Origin of the sequence: Cupriavidus pauculus (assembly GCF_008801835.1) — a bacterium.
In the GTDB taxonomy this organism is placed as follows: domain Bacteria; phylum Pseudomonadota; class Gammaproteobacteria; order Burkholderiales; family Burkholderiaceae; genus Cupriavidus; species Cupriavidus pauculus.
The window spans coordinates 73993-94632 of record NZ_VZOW01000015.1 but is presented as its reverse complement, the minus strand read 5'-3'; the positions used below and the strand labels follow the sequence as shown (position 1 = coordinate 94632).

Here is a 20640-nt window from a genome sequence, read left to right as displayed (position 1 = left end):
TCAGAACGCCTTCTGCCGACTGATGAAGCGCCTGACCCAGTTTCAGGAGGACGCCGTGATTGATCCCAGTGATATGGAGCTCGCCGCTATGCAATCCGCACTCGGCCCCTTGGGCGAGTACGTCGCTTCCATCGGCATGGATCGCCCCTTGGCCGATTACGGCAAGGACGAAGTCCTGCGCCTGGTGGAGGTCGTGGTCGACGCCTATCAGGCCCACATGTTGGCCGAGCACGAACGCATGGTCGAGCGTGACCGTACTTTCTTTGAACAACTCGCCAGCCGCAAGGCCACTGCCGGCACGGGTGGCGACCACCACAGGATTCCATTTTGATGATCGACCTGAACCATCAACCCAAATTTCACGAACAGGTGTCAACACTGCTGGATGCTGCCCTGCAAGCCGAGCGCAGCCAGCAGGCACACCGGCGCTATCTGGGCGCCTCACGCCTCGGTGTGCCCTGCGAGCGCGCCCTGCAATACGAGTACGTCGATGCGCCGGTGGACGACGGTGCTGAGTTGCCCGGTCGCACGCTGCGGATCTTTGAGGTCGGCCACATCATGGAGGACCTGGCCATTCGCTGGCTGCGCCTGGCTGGTTTCGACCTCTACACCCGCAAGCAGGATGGCGAGCAATTTGGCTTCTCCGTCGCGGGTGGCCGCATCCAGGGGCATGTCGATGGCGTGATCGCTGGCGCCCCTGTCGAACTCGGCTTGTCGTTCCCCATGCTATGGGAGTGCAAGACCATGAACGACAAGAACTGGCGCGATACCGCCAAAAAGGGCGTGACCGTAACCAAGCCGATCTACGCCGCGCAAATGGCGATCTATCAGGCGTACATGGAGCCGAGTATTCCTGGCATCGTCTCCCAGCCTGCGCTGTTCACCGCCATCAACAAGGACACCCAGGAGCTCTGGCTGGAACTGGTGCCGTTTGATGCAGCGCTGGCGCAGCGCATGTCGGATCGCGCCGTCAAGGTGATCCAGGCGACCGAGGCCGGTGAATTGCTGCCGCGGGTGGCGTCTGAGCCGAGCTTCTACGAGTGTAAGTACTGCGCCTGGGCACGTCGGTGCTGGAGCGAGCAGGGTGTGAACGCATCGGGGGTGCGGTCATGAATGCTCGTCTTCCTCAACCCGTGAGCGAGGCATTGGCGGTGACCGCCCGTCGCCAGAAGCCCCTGATCGGCGCATCCCTGCTGGAGCGTCTGCTGCTGCGTCATGTGGCTGTCGTGTGCCCGGAATCGCGACTGGTCGTGGCCGTGATCAAACAGGCGTTCGTGGACCTGTGCTCACCCTCGAAGCATCAGCGTGCCGAGGCCCGGCGATTTTTCCAGGACGGGCGTTTGGAACTTTGGTGCGACCTCGTCGATTTGTCACCTGAATTCATGCGCGAGATCGCTATCAAGGCGGGCTACTTGAATCCGGCAGACACCGACGAAGGAGGTGCCCATGCTTGATTTCAATGACCACGACCCTGCTGTTCCATCACCCAACGGGAATGCCGAACGTGATGAGCTGCGTTCGGCCTTGCTGGCGCGACTGGAGGGGGTACTGTTTGCCCTGTTCCCTGCTGGCAAGGTGACACACGGCAAATTCGTCGTCGGTGATGTGCTGGGCAGTCCGGGCCGCAGCCTGGAAATTGAACTGGACGGCGAACGGGCGGGCCTGTGGATCGACCGCGCCACGGGTAATGGTGGCGATGTCTTTGCGCTTATCGCTGCGCACCGCCATTGGGACACGCATCGTGATTTCGCGGCCGTCCTGGGTTTCGCCTGGGAGCTGCTCGGCCGTGCCCCCGTCGTGCCTCCCGCCAAACGCAAGGCAAGCGCGCCGGTGGATGAACTGGGGCCAGCCACCGCCAAGTGGGACTACCTGGCCGCCGACGGCAGTCTGATTGCCTGCGTGTATCGCTATGAGCCCAGCCCTGGCTATAAGGAATTCCGACCTTGGGATGCCAAGCGCCGCAAGATGGCGCCGCCCGATCCGAGGCCGTTGTTCAACCAACCTGGCATTTTTCATGCCGACCGGGTGATTCTGGTCGAGGGCGAAAAATGCGCCCAGGCATTGATCGACGCTGGCCATTGCGCGACCACTGCGATGCATGGTGCCAACGCGCCCATCGACAAGACCGACTGGTCGCCCGTTCAGGGTAAGCATGTCCTGATTTGGCCCGACCGCGACAAACCCGGCTGGGAGTACGCCATGAATGCCGCCGAGGCGGTCATGGCAGCAGGAGCCCAGCACTGCGCGGTGTTGATGCCGCCGTCCAATCCTACGGCGCAAGACCCCCAAGGAAGTGCGGATGGCTGGGACGCAGCCGACGCCATTGCTGAGGGCTTTGATGTGGAGGCCTTCCTTGCCCACGGTGAGCGCATCCAGTTCCAGCCTTCAACGCCAGCCATCACGCAGGCAGCAGATCCGACCGAGCAATCGGTGTGGGCCACTGAAGACGCACTGGCGCTGACCTTCTCGGGTCGGTACGCCCAGGACTGGCGCTATGTCGCGTTGTGGGGAAAGTGGGTGTTCTGGACTGGCAAGCGCTGGCAAACCGAGGAGACTCTGGCGGCGCACCACCTGATGCGCCAGATCTGTCGGGAGGCCGCACTCAAGGCCGATTCTCATCGGGTGGCCGCCAAACTCGCCAGCAGTGGCACGGTGGCTGGCTTGGAGCGGCTCGCACGCTCCGATCGGCGTCATGCCGCCACCGCTGACGAGTGGGATGCCGACCCCTGGCTTCTCAACACGCCAGGCGGCGTGGTGAATCTCAAGAATGGCGTGCTGCGCTCCCACGACCGTCTGGACCGACTGACCAAGATCACGACGGCCACCCCTGCGGGTGATTGCCCCACCTGGCGGCAGTTCATCCATGAGGTCACGGGCGGTGATCAGCCTCTGCAGGCCTATCTTGCCCGGATGGCAGGGTATGCCCTGACTGGATCGACACGCGAGCACGCGCTGTTCTTTCTGTATGGCACGGGTGCCAACGGCAAATCGGTGTTCGTGAACACCCTGGCCACCATCCTGGGCGACTACGCCACCAATGCTCCCATGGACACGTTCATGGAAGCCCGCACAGACCGGCACCCGACCGATATGGCCAGCTTGCGTGGGGCCCGGTTTGTCGCCGCCATCGAAACCGAGCAAGGGCGACGCTGGGCCGAGTCCAAGGTCAAGAGCTTGACCGGTGGCGACAAGATCTCTGCGCGCTTCATGCGCCAGGATTTTTTCGAGTTCATGCCGCAGTTCAAGCTGATCGTGGCCGGCAATCACAAACCGGCTATCCGCAACATCGACGAAGCGATGAAGCGGCGCCTCCACCTGATCCCGTTCACGATCACCGTCCCACCGGAAAGGCGCGACAAGCACCTACAGCAAAAACTGCTGGCCGAACGGGATGGGATCCTGGCTTGGGCGGTTCAAGGCTGTCTGGAGTGGCAGCGTCAGGGCCGGCTCGATCCGCCCCAGCAGGTGCTCGATGCCACCGATGAGTACTTCGAAGAGGAGGACGCGATTGGTGAGTTCCTGGACGAGGACTGCCAGCAATCGCCTGTGGCGCGGGAAGCGATTTCCGCGATCTACCAGCGCTGGCGTGAGCGCGCTGAGCGGCGTGGCGAGTACGTGGGCACCAGCCGCTGGCTCACCCAGCAACTCATCAACCGTGGGTTTGCGCGCACACGCCTGCATGGCGGGGCAAAAGCTCTGTCAGGCCTGTCGCTCAAACCCCGCGAGCCGGGCGGCTACATGCCCTATCGCGACGACTGACCGAATCGACAAACCTCAGTGGGTGACCGAAAGTGACCGGCATATCGTTATCTCTCTACACGTGTACGTGCGCAGGCGCGAGCGGATAACGAGAAACGGGTCACCTTCGGTCACCAGATGCCAAAAACGCATGGAGTGACCAATGAACACAATGACCATCCTCGCCCTTGATCTGGGCACCCAAACCGGCTGGGCACTGACCAGCCGTGACGGCAGCATCACCAGTGGCAGCCAAGCCTTCAAACCCCAACGCTTCGAAGGCGGCGGCATGCGCTTTCTGCGGTTCAAGCGCTGGCTCACCGACATTAAGCAGTGCAACGACGGCATCGACCAAGTCGTCTTCGAAGAGGTCCGCCGCCACGTTGGTGTCGACGCGGCCCATGCCTACGGCGGATTCATGGGACAGCTCACTGCCTGGTGCGAGCACCACCAGATTCCCTACCAGGGCATTCCGGTCGGCACGATCAAGAAGCACGCCACGGGTAAAGGTAACGCCAGCAAGGACGAAATGGTGGCATCTGTCCGTGCGCGTGGACATGCCCCGACCGACGACAACGAGGCTGACGCCATCGCCTTGCTGTACCTGGCCCGTGAGATGGCCACAGAGGTGGTGTGACATGAAAGTGCCCCAATACCGCTACCGCTGCCCCTTGGGCAATCTGCAGCCCACCACGCCGGATCTGGACGCGGTCAAACGCGATGGCTGGCGCACCGATCACATCCTGGTGGTCAGCGAGCACGACGAACGGCTCGACTGGGTGGAGAAACAGTTCGTCCGTCGTCTGGGTGAACGCCTCTACGGTGATGGAGGCAAGCGCCATGACTGAGGCCAGAACCGAATGGACTGTGGACGATGTGGCCGCCCGGTTTGCTGAGGCTGCCGAGATTGCACACAAGCTGCCCCGGGTCAGACCGGGCGGCTACTTCAACCCGTGGATGACCTTGGTCATGCAGGTGCCTGAGCGCTACCCCGATCCCGAGCGGCTGTACCGACCCATGCCCCCCAGTCCCCAAGCCGTGGAGCGGATGCTGGAGACCATGCGCTGGGTGCAGTGGCTGGAGGTGGAGCAGCGGCATCTGGTGTGGATGCGTTCGAACCGGTATCGTTGGGAGCAGATCGGTCGGCGGTTTGCCTGCGCGGCAAGAACGGCACAGCGGCGGTACGACGCTGCCATCCATCTGGTCGCTCTGCACCTGAACAAGGGACACTGACTGAAGTCGAGGCAAATCGATGGCGGGGGCGAGGTGGTGCGGGATGGTGATGACAGATGCCAAAACACCCCCTGTCGCGTTTTGCCCGGTTTGGGCCTACAGTTCCAGCTATGGTCAGGACAGCGGTGTGAGCAGCGGGCGTGATCTTCCGACTGCAACCTTGCACCCCGACAGATGTGAAGTGATGCAAACGCCTGATGGCTGATGCCAATCTGATGAATGCGGAGTCCTGCGGACAATCGATGGGTCCTTCCTGGCCAAAGCGGTATGCGGGGGGCAACAGCGCGAGATTTCGATAGCGTCTCCCCTTAAAAACAGGTTACCACCCGGCCAGGTTACCGGCCCGTGGTTACCACCACCCCAGACAGTTACCACCCTCTGAATATTTCCAACCCGCCCGGCGGCAGCGCTCGGCGGGTTTTTCAATTCCATGAAGCCAAACCTGCAGATTGAATATCGCTCGATCGACGCGCTGCTGCCGTACGCGCGCAATCCGCGCACGCATTCTCCGGCGCAGATTGCCAAGATCGCGGCCAGCATCGTGGAATTTGGCTGGACCCAGCCGATCCTGGTCGATGGCGACAACGGAATCATTGCTGGCCATGGTCGACTAGCCGCTGCGCGCAAGCTGGAGTTGCCCGAGGTCCCGGTCATTGAACTGGGCCACCTCACCCTGGCGCAAAAGCGGGCCTACGTGATCGCCGACAACCGCCTGGCGCTGGACGCGGGCTGGGATGACGAGTTGCTGGCGCTCGAATTGGCCGAGCTGTCTGAGGCCGGTTACGACTTGCTGATGACAGGCTTTGACGATGACGAGTTGGCCCAAATGCTGGCTGACATTGGAGAGACGGAGGGTTCCGATACCGATGAAGAACCGGCCAGCGATGAGGATGACGATGTTCCCGAACCACCCAAGCAGCCCATCTCTCGCCCGGGCGATGTTTGGCAACTGGGTCCGCACCGGCTGATCTGCGGCGACGCGTCCGATCCATCGGTGATCTCCACCCTGATGCAGGGCGAGCAGGCCAGTTTGTGTTTCACCTCACCGCCCTATGGAAACCAACGCGACTACACCTCTGGAGGCATTGCCGACTGGGATGACCTGATGCGCGGCGTGTTTGCGCAAGTGCCCATGGCCGCCGATGGCCAGGTGCTGGTCAATCTGGGTCTGATCCACCGCGACAACGAGTTCATCCCGTATTGGGATGCATGGCTCGACTGGATGCGCAGCCAAGGTTGGCGGCGCTTTGCCTGGTACGTCTGGGATCAGGGCCCAGGGATGCCCGGTGACTGGCAAGGACGCCTGGCGCCGAGCTTCGAATTCATCTTCCACTTCAACCGTCAGACGCGCAAACCCAACAAGACGGTGCCCTGCAAGTTTGCCGGCCAGGAGACCCACCTGCGCGCCGACGGATCCTCGACCGCGATGCGTGGCAAGGATGGCCAAGTCAATGGCTGGACCGCTGCGGGCCAGCCGACGCAGGACTACCGCATCCCCGACTCGGTCATCCGGGTCATGCGCCACAAGGGAAAGATCGGCAAGGACATCGATCATCCGGCCGTGTTTCCGGTGACGCTACCGGTCGAGGTCATCGAGGCCTACACCGATGAAGGCGAGATCGTATTCGAACCGTTCGGTGGCAGCGGTACCACGCTGATGGCCGCCCAGCGCACCGGTCGCATCGGCCGCGCGGTAGAGATCGCGCCGGAGTATGTCGATGTGGCGCTGATCCGTTTCCAACAGAACTTCCCTGGTGTGCCGGTCACCCTGGCCGCCACCGGAGAAGTCTTTGAGGTCGTCGACGAGCAACGCAAAGTCGAGCGTCGGCAAGAGAGTGAACATGCAACTGTCTGAACATTTCGAACTCGCCGAGTTTCTGGTTTCAGAAACCGCTGCTCGCCGTGGCATTGCCAACGAGCCCACGCCCGAAATCATCGAGAACCTGCGTCGGCTGTGTCAGTTGGTGCTGGAACCCCTGCGCGTCAAATTGGCGCGCCCGGTGGTGATTACCTCCGGCTACCGCTCGCCAGCGCTGAACCGCGCCATTGGCGGCAGTCCCACCAGTCACCACATGCAAGGGCGTGCGGCTGACCTCATCGTGCCGGGCATCACGCCGTTGGCCGTGTGCCAAGCCGCCAGCCAGTTGAAGCTCCCCTGCGTGCAGATCATTCACGAGTTCGGACGTTGGACGCATCTGTCAGTGGCCATCTCGAACGAACGCACCCAATTGCTCACGGCCAAGCTGAACCAGGGCAAGACCGTCTACGAACCGGGGCTGGTCCATGTCTGAACCCTGGCTGTCTACCCACATCGAGCGCTGGCCGACGGAAAAACTCGTGCCCTACGCCCGCAACGCCCGAACCCACTCCGAGGAGCAGGTGGCACAGATTGCGGCATCCATCGTCGAGTTCGGGTTCACCAATCCGATCCTGGCGGGGTCTGATGGCGTTATTGTCGCCGGTCACGGACGCCTCGCCGCCGCGCAGAAGCTCGGTCTGGACACCGTGCCCGTAGTGGTCCTCGATCACCTAACCCCCACCCAGCGCCGCGCTCTCATCATTGCGGACAACCGCATCGCAGAAAACGCCGGTTGGGACGACGCCATGCTGCGCATCGAATTGCAGTCGCTGCAGGAGGATGGTTTCAATCTGGACATCACCGGCTTCGACGTCGACGCGCTGGCCGAGATCATGGCCGGCGAAGAGACCACGGTCGACGGCAATATAGATGAGGATGCCATTCCAGAACTGAACGAAACCGCCATCAGCCGACCTGGTGATGTGTGGATTCTTGGCAATCACCGTCTGGTTTGCGGTGATGCTACGCAGGCATCCAGCCACGAGCAGTTGCTCGCCGGGCAACGCGTTCAGATGATCTGGAGCGACTTGCCCTACAACGTCAACTATGCCAACAGCGCGAAAGACAAGTTGCGTGGTAAACACCGCCCCATCCTGAATGACAACTTGGGCGAGGGCTTTTACGACTTCGTCTTCGATGCGCTCTCGCTGATGCTGCCCCACTGCGATGGCGCAGTCTACATCGCGATGTCCTCCAGCGAACTTGACACGCTACAAGCCGCGTTTCGCGCGGCCGGTGGAAAGTGGTCTACGTTCATCATTTGGGCCAAGCACACTTTCACCCTGGGCAGAGCGGATTACCAGCGTCAATATGAACCGATCCTGTATGGCTGGCCGGAAGGTAGCAGTCGGCATTGGTGTGGCGATCGCGATCAAGGGGACGTCTGGAATATCAAAAAACCTGCCCGCAACGATCTTCATCCCACGATGAAGCCTGTTGAGTTGATGGAACGTTCAATCCGCAATTCGAGCCGACCAGGCGATGTGGTGCTCGATTGCTTTGGCGGATCCGGAAGCACGCTGATCGCCGCCGAGAAATCGGGGCGCCGCTGCTTCATGATGGAGTTGGACCCGAAGTACTGCGACGTCATTGTTCGCCGTTGGCAGGAATTCAGTGGCGGCAAGGCTATCTCTGAAGACGGCCAGCGCGTCTTTGACGAGGTGACGATTCAAGAGGCTCCTGCGTGATCAGGCAACTCAGCTTCTTGGATGTGGCTGAGCCCAAGGACCACGGCTTGATCGACGAAAGTGCTGTTGTTCGGCACCACAACCTGCGGGTCAGCGCCGAAATGGAGATTGGCCGAGCGGGTGAGTATTTGGTGATGGCAGATTTGCTGCTCAATGGTTGGGTAGCGTACCCGACATCACAAGGCGTGCCGTATGACATTGCTGTTGACATCGGTCAGCGGGTGATCCGGGTTCAGGTGAAATCCACCAAGACGCCCAAGACACCCGGTTCGCTCAACCGCGGCTCTCCGCTTTATGTGTTTCACACCCGTCGAGCTGGAAAAGGTGGGCGACGGCGGTACAGCAGCGATGATTTTGATGTGCTGGCATTGGTGATTGTGCAACCTCTTTTCTGTAAATTTCCGGATTGGTGGTCATGACATTCGGGTTACGGGTTGAAGTTGAGATAGACCTTGCCGGTCATCCACTCGTCGTCGAGTTCGGCGAGCAGTGCGGAGACAAGGCGCAGGCAGGAATCGGGGTTGGGGAAGATGCTCGCCACCCGGGTGCGTCGGCGCAGCTCCCGGTTGATCCGTTCCAGGCCATTGGTGGTGCGCAGCCGGATGCGATGCGCCGCCGGGAAGTCGAACACGGTCAGGCTCTCAGGGATGGCCGTCTCGGCCCATTCGGCAAGCTTCGGATGTTCCTTGCACCAGAGGGTCAGAGCGGCCTTCAAGAGCCGTTCGGCCTCCGTCCGGTCGGGGGCGTTGAAGATGGCGCGCATCTGGGCGGCCACCGTCTTTCGGGCCTCCTGCCGGGTAGTGAGCGCGCCGGCGTTCTGCTGCAGATGGAACTGGCAGCGCTGCCAGGGCACGGAGGGGAGTACGGCCCGGCGGGCCGCCTTGAGTCCGGCATGATCGTCGGCGATGATGAGCGTGACGCCCTTCAGGCCGCGGGCCAGGAGGCTCTCCAGGAAACGGCGCCAGTTGATCTCGGCTTCCGAGGTGGCGACCTCGCAGCCCAGCACACGGCGTTTGCCGGAAGCTTCGATGCCGACGGCGATCAAAACCGCGCAATCGACGATGCGGCCTTCCAGGCGGACCTTCTCGTAGCGCGCATCCAGAAAAAGGTAAGGCGTCTCACCCAAGGGACGTTCGCGCCAAGCCCTGAGTCCCTCGTCGAGCTTGGCCGCAGCGCGGCTGACCTGGGCGCTGGAAAGCGAAATCTCCGGTCCGAGCAGGCGCTGCAGGACGTCGATGACGCGGCGGGTGGAGACGCCTTGGACATACATCTCGGCCAGGGCGAGATTGACCGCCTGGTCGGTGCGGGTGCCCTTCTCCAGGGCGGAAGGATAAAAGTCGCTGGAACGCACTTGCGGCACCTGGAAGGTCAATTCGCCATGCCGGGTGAGCACGGTCTTGGGCTTGAAACCATTGGCGTAATCGCGCCGTGTTTCGGTACGCTCGTAGGGACGGGCGCCGAGAAACGCGCTTCGCTCGATCTTGGCGGCTTCATTGACGAGGATACGCAGGGCTTCGCCGGCGCCGTCCAGGCCATTTTCAAGCAGGGCGGCATAGGCGGCTTCCAAAGGATTCGTTTCGACACGCATCGCCATGAGGGAGACACTCCTTTCTCGAAATCATGGCGTCAGACCCACCGTCGTGCCGCCTGCTGGGCGGTGACCTCCGGCGCTACGCGCCTACGCTCCCCGCCCAGCAGGCCACGGGCAAAACGGAATTTACAGAAAGAACGATACACAACTGCATTGGTCGCCCTGGATCGCCGGCTGATTGCCTACTATGCATTGGCCGATACCCACAACGATTGCATTGCGCTGCGAGGTACCCGGGGTCCGCTATGGTGATGGTGGCGTCAAGTGCCGCTACTTTGAGGATGCGAAATTCGAATTCGCCCTGGATAGCGTTTTGATGAGACAACGACAGGAGGCATTGTTCGCCTCCTGAGTCCATGTCAATGCTCGGTGCGTTTGAGGTCGCGGTAGAAATTCTCGTGCGGGCCAACCATCAGCAACTTGAGCGTGTTCTCATCCAGAATGCGGTAGGCAAGCAGGCACAGCAGGTTGCCCATGCGGAACTTGTAAACCTGCACGCCAGCCAGATCGCCGACTTTGGTTTCACCGGCTTCCGGCTGGCCGACAATGGTTCGAACTGCCTCGTCAAGCGCGGCTTTTTGCTGCTTGTGCAGCTTTTTAACGGCGCGCTCGAAGGTCGGTGTGACAAGGACGCGCATCAGCCGAACTGGTACTCACCCACGGGCTCTTCCTGGTCAGCGATCAGGATGTCGCGGATGACGCTGAACGGAAGATCGGGGTTTTCTGCGGCGATCTTGCCGATCTGAGACCAGTATTCGATTTGCTTGGGCACCGAGCGGTGCTCGATGGTGCCATAGCGCTTGGCGGTCTCAACCAAGGCTTCGGGCAGTTTGACATTGATGGCCATACGAACCTCCTTTGAATGGGCCTATCATAGCCCATAATGGACCAAAATGGAACCCGGGCTGTCAGTCTGCAAGTGCCTCTTCGACGATCTCGCAGTGAATCACAAAGCCCGTCAGGTAGGGCAGCCCCTTGGGAATCCCGTGCTGCTTGCTGGTCAGGCGGCCGATGGTCCAGCCCATCCAGCGTTGGGTGGCGGCGTGGATCGCATCAGGCAGGTCCGATCCGACGTGCAGGCCGTTGAGCACATCGTCGGCAAAGTGGCGGCCATGGCGGCTGTCCAGGAATGCGCGGACCGAGTCGAGAGGTTGGAAGGTGGCGTCCGAAATCGCCGTCATCGCGATCGGCCAGGCGGCTTCGGCGTGCTCGCCGAGGGTCCCAAATAGGCCCCACGACTCATTTTGCGTTGCGGGGATTTTTGCTTGCTGGGTGGTGGTCATCGTCGGCTCCGTGTCTGTGTTGGCGATGACTCCATTCACGCGCTGTTCGATCAGAAAGCCAAGGCTTTCTGGATCATTTTTGCGGGCCGTGATCATTTTGCGACGCTGGCCAGTTCGGCCTGCGCGTTGGCGATCAAGTCCAGCCGCAAGTTGGGCGTGATGTTGCAGGCAAGCGCATTGAGCGCCCAGTTCATTACCTGCGATTTGTCCTGCAGCGTCTCGGCGGTGTCGAGCCGCTCGATGTAATGGTCCAACTCGCGCAGGCTGCGCTCCAGGGTGGAACGGGCGGTGAGCAAGGCGTCTTTGGCCTTTTGTTCGGTCATCTGGCGCATGAGGGTGTCGAGGTCGAGGGTCATGGTGGGGCTCCTTCAATCGTTGGGCGATAACCCCATTGACGCGCTGCTGCGATGCAAAGCCAAGGCTTTGATGGAAGAAGATGAACAGCGTGGCGGCGCAGCCACTAGCCCAGCCGGGCCGCGTAGCGGGCGTAGTCGCCGCCAGACGGGTCGACATAGAGGTACGGGCGTCCGGGTGCGTGAACTTCCACGCACAAACCTCCCTGGCCGACATAGCCACCCTTGCCCGCCAGCCAGTCGCGCGAAACGAGCAGGTTGGCAGCAAAGCCATCGAACTCCTCGGGTGTCATGGTCCGGGTCTCGGTGACGTAGACGATGTAGTCGCCACTGGCGCTCATGTCCCCGAGGTTCTCGGGCTTGCGCGCAAAGGGCAGCCGTATGCCAAGTTGCTCGACCTGGATATCTTGGCCCTCCCACTGGAGGGTCAAGGGGGTGCGTTCAATGGTGATGGACATGCTGGGCATGACGGGCCTTTCTGGTTGGTGTAGTTGTTCGTCTGTTGGATCGGTACTTGGGGCTCACGACCTTGGCCTGCAAGGCTTCAACGCCCACCAGTGCCAGGGTGAGCACGGCGTTGTGAAACGCCGCTTCAGCCAAACAGGGCGCGAGCCGTGCGTCTTCCAGCAGGCGGTCGATGCTTGGCGCCACCCTGGCGCGCATCGCGGCACACACCGTCTCCTGGCGCGCCGGGCTGGCGCTGCGGATTTCGGGGCAGAGGCTGATCAGGGTGCGAAACGCCTGGTCGGCCAGGCGCTGCCCCAGTTCATCAATCCGCGCCAAGTTGGGACGGGCGTTCATGCGGCCTCCGATTCAGTGGTGGTGGCGGTAGCGGTGCCTGCGGACGCGGACTCGATGCGGTACACCCGCTGACCGTCGATATCCTTAGCTGATGTGATGGTCAGCCCCAAACGCTTCTTGAGCGTGCCGGCCAGGGTTCCGCGCACGGTGTGCTGCTGCCAGCCCGTGGCTTCCATGATCTGCGCGATGGTGGCGCCCTCGGGGCGTTGCAGCAGGCCAATGACCAGGGCCTGTTTGCTGTCGGCGCGGGTGCGAACCGGCTTGCCCTTGGCGGGCTGCTGCCAACTGGCCTCTGCACTGGCGACATCGGCCTCCAGTTCCGGATCGTCCAGCGTGATGGTCGGTGGCAAGGCGCCCGGTCGGGGCAGGCCCAGGGCGTCGTAGCCCTCGGCGGCCACCACCCAATCATCGCCGTCGGGCGTGATTAGGGCACGTTTGAACAAGCCTTCGAGCACCTTGGCACGGGCGCCGCCCTTGATGTGCTCGGGGAACCAGGCGATCTTGCCGCCGCTGTGTTGTACGGCGTGCTCCAGGATGGCCTGCTGGTTGGGGTTGAGTGCAATGGTCATGGCGCCCTCACGCTTGCAGGGCAGCAGCGCTGCCGTTGCCGCTGATTCGATTGGCTGCGGTGGCCTTGCGCGTGCGGTGCACGGCCTGCTTCAGGCTTCCACTGGCTGCGCGCAGCCCGGCGTCAAACGCGGCTTGCAAGGCGCTTTTGACACCCCAGACGCTGACGTCGTGGAAGTCAAGGCTGTCGCGGTGGCGGGTTTGCAGGGTTTCGATTAACAGGTGGTCCAGGGCGATCGATTCGAGCAAGAGCTCGATCTCGTCCGGGGAGAGTGCGGTGGGTTGCTTGGGTTTGGCCATGTGGGGCTCCTTGGTAAGTTGCTTGTCAATCGACATCCGCATTCACGCGCTGTGCGCCACAGAAGCCAAGCGCTTTTTAATCCCGGGTGATTCACTCGCCTTTGCATGAAAAACCGCATACAGGAGGCCACCCACTTGCACTGAGTAGATCAACACCATGGGACTGTCCATTCGCGCCTACGCGCGCCATCGCGGCGTGTCGCACGTGGCCGTCAAGAAGGCCATCGACACCGGGCGCATCAGCCAGTTGCCGGACGGCACCATCGATCCGGTGGTGGCCGATGCCCAGTGGGCAGCCAACACCACACCGACCCGTCGGTCGGTAGCGGACGTAACCAGTGACAAAACGACTCCGCAGGTTTCCGCACCAGCCCGCGAGGCTCCGCAAGCTTCCGCGCGGCCACCACGCGAAACGGCAGAGTCACCCACCCCGGCGCTGTCATCGGGCGGCACATCGCTGCTGCAAGCCCGCACCGTCAACGAGGTGGTCAAGGCACAGACCAACAAGGTGCGCCTGGCACAGCTGAAAGGCGAACTGGTCGACCGCGCACAAGCCGTGGCTCACGTATTCAAGCTGGCACGGGCCGAACGCGATGCATGGCTCAACTGGCCAGCGCGCATTTCCGCGCAAATGGCAGCCGGGCTGGGCGTGGAACCTCATGCCTTGCACGTGGCACTGGACGCTGCCGTGCGCGAACAGTTGCAAGACCTGGGCGATGTGCAGCCCAAAGTCGACTGATGTGTGGATTGAGCATGGACGAGCTGTATTACGAAGGCTGGGACGCTATCGAGCGCGCTTGGCGCGAAGGCTTGACGCCCGACCCGCTGCTCACGGTATCCGAATGGGCCGACAAGCACCGGGTGCTCTCCAGCAAGGCTGCCTCCGAACCAGGACGCTGGCGCACCAGCCGCACGCCCTACCTGCGCGAGATCATGGATTGCCTGTCCCCGATGTCGCCGATCGAGCGGGTGGTATTCATGAAAGGCGCGCAGGTGGGCGGCACCGAATTGGGCCTGAACTGGGTGGGATACGTGATCCACCACGCCCCGGGCCCGATGATGGCGGTGTGGCCCACGGTGGAGATGGCCAAGCGGGCCTCCAAGCAGCGCATTGATGCGCTGATCGAGGAAAGCCCGGCCATCCAGGAGCGCATCGCCCCGGCGCGCAGTCGGGACTCCGGCAACACCATCCTGGCCAAAGAGTTCCATGGTGGCGTGCTGGTGATGACCGGCGCCAACAGCGCGGTGGGCCTGCGTTCCATGCCGGTGCGCTACCTGTTTCTCGACGAGGTCGACGGCTACCCACTGGATGTGGAAGGCGAAGGTGATGCGATCTCTCTGGCCGAGGCGCGAACCCGCACCTTTGCCCGGCGCAAGATCCTGATCGTCTCGACCCCGACGATTGCCGGGGCGAGTGCGGTCGAACGCGAGTTCGAATCGTCGGACCAGCGCCGCTACTTCGTGCCGTGCCCGCATTGCGACCACCGCCAGTGGCTGCGGTTTGAACAGCTGCGCTGGGAACGTGGCCAGCCCGAAACAGCGGCCTACATCTGCGAGGCCTGTGGTGAACCGATTGCCGAGCACCACAAGACCTGGATGCTGGACAACGGTCAGTGGCAGGCTTGCGCGCCTGAACAAGCCGGGCGCACGGCCGGGTTTCACCTCTCCAGTCTCTACAGCCCGGTCGGCTGGCGCAGCTGGATCGAGATCGCGCGGGCCTGGGAATCGGCTGCGATGTCAGACAGTCGGTCGGCGTCGGCCATCAAGACCTTCAAGAACACCGAACTGGGTGAGACCTGGGTTGAAGAGGGTGAAGCGCCCGACTGGCAACGATTGCTGGAACGTCGCGAGGACTACCGCATCGGCACCGTGCCCGCTGGCGGTCTGCTGCTGACTGCCGGTGCCGACGTGCAGAAGGACCGCATCGAAGTCTCGGTCTGGGCCTTCGGGCGTGGCAAGGCCGCGTGGCTGGTGGAGCACCGGATCCTGATGGGCGACACGGCTCGTACCGAGGTCTGGTCGGGCTTGGCCAAGCTCATGGGCGAGACCTGGACCCACAGTTCGGACTGCCAACTGAGCCTGGCGCGACTGGCGTTGGATACCGGCTACGCCACCCAGGAGGCCTATGCCTTCGTTCGCAGCGTGCGTGATGTCCGGCTGATGCCGATCAAGGGCATTGCCGGTGGTGCGGCGCTGATCGGCACCCCCACAGCGGTGGATGCCACCGCCAGCGGCAAGAAGCTGCGCCGGGGCATCAAGGTGTTTCCGGTGGCCGGCAGCATCGCCAAGCTGGAGTTCTACAACAACCTGCGCAAAAGCGCCGAGGTGGCTGACGACGGCATCACGCCGATCTACCCGGCTGGCTTTGTGCACCTGCCCAAGGTCGATGCCGAATACGTGCAACAGCTCTGTGCCGAGCAGCTGATCACCCGGCGAGACCGCAACGGCTTTGCCCACCGCGAGTGGCAAAAGATGCGTGAGCGCAATGAGGCACTCGACTGCTATGTCTACGCCCGGGCGGCGGCTGCGGCGGCAGGACTGGACCGGTTCGAAGACCGGCACTGGCTCGAATTGGAAAAACAACTCGGCTCCGACCCACCAGTCGTTGCCAAACAAATCACAACCCCCGAGGCCACCCGAGAACAGCAGTTCGACGGTGGCCTCGTTACTTCTGGCAGTGCCAAACCCAACCCGCGCCGGGTGGTACGCAGCAAATGGATGAATTGAGGATGACGTGAACACGACCTACACACCAGAACACCTGCAGGCCCTGCGTGAAGCCCTGGCCAGCGGCGAGCACCGCGTGACCTACGAAGGCAAAAGCATCGAGTACCGCAGCGTGGCCGATCTGAAGGCCGCGATTGCAGAGGTCGAAGCCACCATGGCTCGTGAATCCGGCGCACCCAAATCGCGCCAGATCCGTGTCACCACGAGCAAGGCACTCTGATGGCCTGGCTCAAAAGTCTGCGTCGCCGCATGTTCGGTGGCACGCCGGTCTATGACGGCACCGGCGGCGGGCGGCGCGCCCTGGCCTGGATGCCCAGCAACCCAGGCGCCGTAGCAGCCCTGTCGCTGGCCCAAGACGAACTGCGCGCCAAGAGCCGTGACCTGGTGCGGCGCAACGCTTGGGCTGCCGCCGGCATCGAAGCCTTTGTGGCCAACGCGATCGGTACTGGTATCAAGCCGCAGAGCATGGTGCAAGACCAGGCTACGCGAGAAGCCATCCACAGCCTCTGGTGGGACTGGTGCGAGCAGGCCGATGCAGCAGGGCTGACCGACCTCTACGGCCTACAGGCACTGGCCACTCGCGCCATGCTCGAAGGCGGTGAAGCCCTGGTCCGGCTGCGTTACCGCCGCACAGAAGATGGTCTGCCGGTGGCGCTCCAGATCCAGGTGCTGGAAGCAGAGCACCTGCCAACCACCATGAACCGTGATCTGCCCGGCGGCAACGTCATTCGCGCTGGCATCGAGTTCGACCGGCTAGGTCGCCGGGTGGCTTATCACCTGTATCGCTCGCACCCCAATGATGGACTGCTGGCACCGATGTCCAGCAGTGCCGGCGGCGGTGGCATGGACACGGTGCGGGTGGATGCGAGTGAAGTCATCCACCTGTTTCGCCCCTTGCGTCCCGGCCAGATCCGGGGCGAGCCGTGGTTGACCCGGGCGCTCGTGAAGCTCAACGAGCTGGACCAGTACGACGACGCCGAGCTGGTCCGCAAGAAAACCGCCGCCATGTTCGCTGGCTTTATCACCCGCATGGCGCCCGAAGACAACCTGATGGGTGAGTCGGTAGCGGATGCCAACGGCGTGGCGCTCGCGGGCATGGAGCCCGGCACGCTGCAAATCCTTGAGCCGGGCGAAGACATCAAGTTCTCAGCGCCTGCTGATGTTGGATCGTCTTACGCCGAATTCATGCGCCAGCAGTTCCGCGCGGTGGCCGCTGCCATGGGTATCACCTACGAGATGCTCACGGGTGACCTCACGCAAGTGAATTACTCCTCCATTCGTGCTGGCCTGCTGGAGTTTCGCCGCCGCTGTGAAGCCCTGCAGCACGGTGTGATCGTGCACCAACTGTGTCGCCCGATCTGGCGGGCCTGGATGGACCAGGCAGTGCTGGAAGGGGCACTGGATATTCCCGGCTACCGCAAAGACCGCCGCACCTACCAGGCCGCCAAGTGGATTCCGCAGGGTTGGAGCTGGGTCGATCCGCAAAAGGAATACAACGCCATGAAGCTCGCTATTCGTGCCGGCCTCATGAGCCGATCCGAGGCCATCTCCGGCAACGGCTACGACGCCGAAGACGTGGACCGTGAGATCGCAGCCGATAACGCCCGGGCCGATGCACTGGGCTTGGTCTTTGACTCCGATGCCCGGCATGACCAAGCGCTGGCTGCAGTGTCGACAGAGCCAAGCGATCCACAGACTGCTGAGTCTGGCGGTGCGTCACCCAACAACCAGGACCCCCAACCATGACTTACCTTGCCTCCCGCCTGTTCGGGACGCCCCTCCTGATTCACCGACCCAAGCTGGACGTGATTCTCTCCGTGGTCGGGCAGCGCATCGGCATGGCCGATGTCCCCACGCTGCCTTCCATGGACATGGCCTTTTACCAACGGCCGCCTGCAGCCGCAACCCCTGACGGCATCGCAGTGATACCGATCCACGGCTCGCTGGTCAAGCGCTCGCTGGGCATGGAAGCCTCCTCAGGCCTGACGTCCTATGGCGAGATCGCCGCGATGTTGGATGCCGCTTTGGCTGATCCCCATGTCAGCGGCATCTTGCTCGACATCGACTCCCCGGGCGGCGAAGCCTCGGGCAGTTTCGAGTTGGCCCGTCGTGTGCGCGAGGCAGCAGCCATGAAACCCGTCTGGGCGGTGGCCAACGATGCCGCGTATTCAGCGGCCTATGCGATTGCCGCCAGCGCCCAGCGGCTGTTTGTGACGGAAACGGGTGGGGTCGGATCCATCGGCGTGATTGCGCTCCATGTCGATCAGTCAGTCAAGGATGCCAAGGACGGCTATCGGTTCACCGCCATCACGGCGGGCGCCCACAAGAACGACTACTCGCCTCACGAGCCCTTGTCGGATGCTGCCAAGACCGAGCTGCAAGGCGAAGTGGATCGGCTCTACGCCATCTTCACCGAGCACGTGGCTGCGATGCGAGACCTGGACGTTGATGCCGTGCGCGCCACCGAGGCTGGACTCTTCTTCGGCAGCAATGCTGTGGCCCAAGGACTGGCCGATGGCCTCCAGACGTTGGAGGTCACCCTCAGCGAATTCCACTCGTATCTCAACGCCCGTAACCATTCGCCGTCTCAGGTGCGGGGCGTCATCCGTGCTGAGGCGGCACCCTTGAAGAAGGAAATGACCATGAATGAAGAAGAGAAAGTGATCGAGACCGCCGACACCATCAGCACCGACGAAGCTGCCGTGCTGGTCGCTGAAGCCCGTCGCGAAGTGACCCAGGCTGCCCAGGCCATCGCCGAGGTTTGTCTGCTGGCCGGCTGCCCCGACCGCGCGGCCGAGTTCATCGCCACGGGCAAGACCGAAGCTGATGTGCGGCGCGTACTGATCGATGCCCGAGCGGCACGGTCTGAGGCCGATGACATCCGCTCGACCATCACCGTGGATGCCGGCACCCAAAACCTCGACCGCCCGGAGGCCTCGCCGATCGTGGCCGCCGTCAAAAAACTCACGGCCCAGGCCTGACGCACCAGACCCAGAAAGGACTGAACCATGACCTCCATCACCGAACAAAACAACCTCGGCGACCTGTTGAAGTACGAAGCCCCCAACCGCTATTCGCGGGACGTCGCCACCATCGCCGCTGGCCAGAACCTGCCCTTGGGCACGGTACTCGGCCGCAATGCCAGCGATGGCAAGCACTACGCCATCGACCCCGCCGCCACCGACGGCACTGAGGACGCCATCGGGGTGCTGGCCAACGCGATCGATGCCACCCATGCCGACCGCAGCGACGCCATCCTGATCGCCCGCCACGCCATCGTGGCCAAGACCGCGCTGGTCTGGCCGATTTCCCTCACCGGCGCCCAGCGCATGGCCTACGAGCAGCAGCTGGCCGAGCGCGGTGTACTGGTGCGTGAATCCGCCTGACATCCGCCTGACCTTCGCCACTTACAGCCCGTCCTTCCATCCCCCGAGCCCGCCTGGCCGTCTGGCTTGCGCGGGTTTCGTCATTTCTGGAGCCCCGAATGAACAACCCGTTTCTGAACCCTGGATTCTCGATGGCCAGCCTCACCGCCGCCATCAACCTCATCCCCAACCGCTATGGCCGCCTGGAGGCTTTGAACCTGTTCCCGGCCAAGCCGGTGCGCACCCGCCAGATCATCGTGGAGGAGTACGCCGGTAAGCTCAACCTGCTGCCCACCAAGCCGCCTGGCTCGCCCGGCACGGTCGGTGAACGTGGCAAACGCAAACTGCGCTCCTTCGTCATTCCGCACATCCCGCACGACGATGTGGTCCTGCCCGAAGAGGTCCAGGGCATCCGTGCCTTCGGCTCCGAGACCGAGATGGAAGCCATCTCCGGCGTGCTCGCTCGTCACCTGGAGACCATGCGCAACAAGCACGCCATCACGCTCGAGCATCTGCGTATGGGTGCATTGAAGGGTGAAATCCTGGATGCCGATGGCAGCGTCATCAGCAACCTGTTCACCGAATTCCAGATCACGCCGCAATCGGTCAACTTCGATCTGGCCAATGCCAACAGCGAGGTCAAGGGCCACTGCTACGACCTGCTGACCAAGATTGAAGACGCCCTGCAGGGTGAATTCATGACCGGTGTGCATGTGCTTTGCTCACCAGAATTCTTCCGGGCACTGACCACCCACAAGGAGGTCAAGACCGCCTACACCAACTGGCAGCAGGGTGCGGTTCTTATCAACGACGTGCGTTCGGGCTTCACCTACGCCGGGGTCACCTTCGAGGAATACCGGGGCCAAGCCGCCTACCTGCAGGCCAATGGGGATCTGGGTACCCGCCGCTTCATTGCTGCGGGCGAAGCCCATGCCTTTCCGCTCGGCACGGTCGATACCTTCGGCACCTACTTCGCCCCGGCCGACTTCAACGAGACGGTCAACACGCTGGGCCAGTCGCTGTACGCCAAGCAGGCTCCTCGCCAGTTCGACCGTGGCACCGACCTGCACACCCAGAGCAACCCGCTGCCCATGTGTCACCGCCCGGGCGTGCTGATCAAGCTGACCGCCTGATCC

Annotated in this window: 27 protein-coding genes; 18 read left to right on the top strand and 9 right to left on the bottom strand. The window is 62.7% G+C overall.

All coding sequences use genetic code 11. The annotated features are described in order from the left end of the window. Positions 1 to 22 precede the first annotated feature (22 nt). From F7R19_RS16800 to F7R19_RS16750, 11 genes are all read left to right on the top strand, one after another. Positions 23 to 331 carry a DUF6511 domain-containing protein gene (locus F7R19_RS16800; RefSeq protein WP_223505884.1) on the top strand — a complete coding sequence of 103 codons (309 nt, stop codon included), beginning with the start codon at positions 23 to 25 and terminating at the stop codon, positions 329 to 331. Then, the gene (locus tag F7R19_RS16795; protein WP_150981317.1) at positions 331 to 1113 is read left to right on the top strand and encodes a PD-(D/E)XK nuclease family protein; all 783 of its coding nucleotides are present in this window, start codon (positions 331 to 333) and stop codon (positions 1111 to 1113) included. Before F7R19_RS16800 ends, F7R19_RS16795 begins: the two co-directional genes overlap by 1 nt. Beyond that, a complete protein-coding gene (locus F7R19_RS16790; RefSeq protein WP_146196978.1) occupies positions 1110 to 1454 on the top strand; it encodes a hypothetical protein in 345 nt (114 codons plus the stop codon). Before F7R19_RS16795 ends, F7R19_RS16790 begins: the two co-directional genes overlap by 4 nt. Further along, positions 1447 to 3759 carry a phage/plasmid primase, P4 family gene (locus tag F7R19_RS16785; RefSeq protein WP_150981316.1) on the top strand — a complete coding sequence of 771 codons (2313 nt, stop codon included), beginning with the start codon at positions 1447 to 1449 and terminating at the stop codon, positions 3757 to 3759. Before F7R19_RS16790 ends, F7R19_RS16785 begins: the two co-directional genes overlap by 8 nt. Before the next feature lie 142 nt (positions 3760 to 3901). Next, complete coding sequence (locus tag F7R19_RS16780) at positions 3902 to 4375, top strand: crossover junction endodeoxyribonuclease RuvC (protein ID WP_150981315.1); 474 nt, start codon at positions 3902 to 3904, stop codon at positions 4373 to 4375. A 1-nt stretch (position 4376) separates the two neighbouring features. Continuing rightward, complete coding sequence (locus tag F7R19_RS16775) at positions 4377 to 4586, top strand: hypothetical protein (RefSeq protein WP_150981314.1); 210 nt, start codon at positions 4377 to 4379, stop codon at positions 4584 to 4586. Next, positions 4579 to 4971, top strand: a complete 393-nt coding sequence (locus tag F7R19_RS16770) for a DUF6362 family protein (RefSeq protein WP_150981313.1) — start codon at positions 4579 to 4581, stop codon at positions 4969 to 4971. The genes F7R19_RS16775 and F7R19_RS16770 overlap by 8 nt, the downstream gene beginning before the upstream one ends. Before the next feature lie 430 nt (positions 4972 to 5401). Further along, the gene (locus tag F7R19_RS16765) at positions 5402 to 6826 is read left to right on the top strand and encodes a site-specific DNA-methyltransferase (protein WP_150981312.1); all 1425 of its coding nucleotides are present in this window, start codon (positions 5402 to 5404) and stop codon (positions 6824 to 6826) included. Beyond that, a complete protein-coding gene (locus tag F7R19_RS16760; protein ID WP_088861465.1) occupies positions 6813 to 7262 on the top strand; it encodes a D-Ala-D-Ala carboxypeptidase family metallohydrolase in 450 nt (149 codons plus the stop codon). The genes F7R19_RS16765 and F7R19_RS16760 overlap by 14 nt, the downstream gene beginning before the upstream one ends. Beyond that, positions 7255 to 8517 (top strand): site-specific DNA-methyltransferase, encoded by a 1263-nt coding sequence (locus F7R19_RS16755; RefSeq protein WP_150981311.1) that lies wholly within the window; start codon positions 7255 to 7257, stop codon positions 8515 to 8517. Before F7R19_RS16760 ends, F7R19_RS16755 begins: the two co-directional genes overlap by 8 nt. Beyond that, positions 8514 to 8936, top strand: coding sequence for a group I intron-associated PD-(D/E)XK endonuclease (locus tag F7R19_RS16750; protein ID WP_150981310.1), 423 nt, complete (start codon positions 8514 to 8516; stop codon positions 8934 to 8936). Before F7R19_RS16755 ends, F7R19_RS16750 begins: the two co-directional genes overlap by 4 nt. Positions 8937 to 8944: 8 nt before the next feature. Here the strand turns inward: F7R19_RS16750 and F7R19_RS16745 are convergent, their stop codons facing one another. From F7R19_RS16745 to F7R19_RS16705, 9 genes are all read right to left on the bottom strand, one after another. Then, positions 8945 to 10111: an IS256-like element IS406 family transposase gene (locus F7R19_RS16745; RefSeq protein ID WP_012212527.1), complete on the bottom strand. Its 1167-nt coding sequence runs from the start codon at positions 10109 to 10111 to the stop codon at positions 8945 to 8947. 356 nt (positions 10112 to 10467) lie between these two features. Next, complete coding sequence (locus F7R19_RS16740) at positions 10468 to 10746, bottom strand: type II toxin-antitoxin system RelE/ParE family toxin (RefSeq protein WP_011886398.1); 279 nt, start codon at positions 10744 to 10746, stop codon at positions 10468 to 10470. Beyond that, positions 10746 to 10955: a TA system antitoxin ParD family protein gene (locus tag F7R19_RS16735; RefSeq protein ID WP_011886397.1), complete on the bottom strand. Its 210-nt coding sequence runs from the start codon at positions 10953 to 10955 to the stop codon at positions 10746 to 10748. Before F7R19_RS16735 ends, F7R19_RS16740 begins: the two co-directional genes overlap by 1 nt. A gap of 61 nt (positions 10956 to 11016) precedes the next feature. After that, positions 11017 to 11391, bottom strand: a complete 375-nt coding sequence (locus F7R19_RS16730; RefSeq protein WP_150981374.1) for a hypothetical protein — start codon at positions 11389 to 11391, stop codon at positions 11017 to 11019. Positions 11392 to 11483: 92 nt separating this feature from the next. After that, positions 11484 to 11747, bottom strand: coding sequence for a hypothetical protein (locus F7R19_RS16725; protein ID WP_102776391.1), 264 nt, complete (start codon positions 11745 to 11747; stop codon positions 11484 to 11486). Positions 11748 to 11851: 104 nt separating this feature from the next. Further along, entirely contained in the window at positions 11852 to 12211 is a 360-nt protein-coding gene (locus tag F7R19_RS16720; protein WP_150981309.1) for a hypothetical protein, read from the bottom strand. Continuing rightward, entirely contained in the window at positions 12186 to 12545 is a 360-nt protein-coding gene (locus tag F7R19_RS16715) for a hypothetical protein (RefSeq protein WP_150981308.1), read from the bottom strand. The genes F7R19_RS16720 and F7R19_RS16715 overlap by 26 nt, the downstream gene beginning before the upstream one ends. Next, positions 12542 to 13114, bottom strand: coding sequence for a DUF3489 domain-containing protein (locus F7R19_RS16710; RefSeq protein WP_150981307.1), 573 nt, complete (start codon positions 13112 to 13114; stop codon positions 12542 to 12544). Before F7R19_RS16710 ends, F7R19_RS16715 begins: the two co-directional genes overlap by 4 nt. 7 nt (positions 13115 to 13121) lie before the next feature. Then, positions 13122 to 13412 carry a DUF6900 domain-containing protein gene (locus F7R19_RS16705; RefSeq protein WP_150981306.1) on the bottom strand — a complete coding sequence of 97 codons (291 nt, stop codon included), beginning with the start codon at positions 13410 to 13412 and terminating at the stop codon, positions 13122 to 13124. Positions 13413 to 13569: 157 nt separating this feature from the next. Between F7R19_RS16705 and F7R19_RS16700 the strand changes: the two genes are divergently transcribed. The 7 genes from F7R19_RS16700 (at position 13570) to F7R19_RS16670 (ending at position 20637) form a co-directional block, all read left to right on the top strand. After that, complete coding sequence (locus F7R19_RS16700) at positions 13570 to 14151, top strand: elements of external origin (protein ID WP_150981305.1); 582 nt, start codon at positions 13570 to 13572, stop codon at positions 14149 to 14151. A gap of 14 nt (positions 14152 to 14165) precedes the next feature. Then, complete coding sequence (locus tag F7R19_RS16695) at positions 14166 to 16139, top strand: phage terminase large subunit family protein (protein WP_150981304.1); 1974 nt, start codon at positions 14166 to 14168, stop codon at positions 16137 to 16139. Between the two features lie 7 nt (positions 16140 to 16146). Next, positions 16147 to 16359 (top strand): phage head-tail joining protein, encoded by a 213-nt coding sequence (locus F7R19_RS16690; RefSeq protein WP_150981303.1) that lies wholly within the window; start codon positions 16147 to 16149, stop codon positions 16357 to 16359. After that, positions 16359 to 17885: a phage portal protein gene (locus F7R19_RS16685; protein WP_150981302.1), complete on the top strand. Its 1527-nt coding sequence runs from the start codon at positions 16359 to 16361 to the stop codon at positions 17883 to 17885. The genes F7R19_RS16690 and F7R19_RS16685 overlap by 1 nt, the downstream gene beginning before the upstream one ends. Next, entirely contained in the window at positions 17882 to 19120 is a 1239-nt protein-coding gene (locus F7R19_RS16680; RefSeq protein ID WP_150981301.1) for a S49 family peptidase, read from the top strand. The genes F7R19_RS16685 and F7R19_RS16680 overlap by 4 nt, the downstream gene beginning before the upstream one ends. A 27-nt stretch (positions 19121 to 19147) precedes the next feature. Then, positions 19148 to 19525: a head decoration protein gene (locus F7R19_RS16675; RefSeq protein ID WP_150981300.1), complete on the top strand. Its 378-nt coding sequence runs from the start codon at positions 19148 to 19150 to the stop codon at positions 19523 to 19525. Positions 19526 to 19623: 98 nt separating this feature from the next. Further along, positions 19624 to 20637, top strand: a complete 1014-nt coding sequence (locus F7R19_RS16670; RefSeq protein WP_011886384.1) for a major capsid protein — start codon at positions 19624 to 19626, stop codon at positions 20635 to 20637. Positions 20638 to 20640 lie beyond the last annotated feature (3 nt).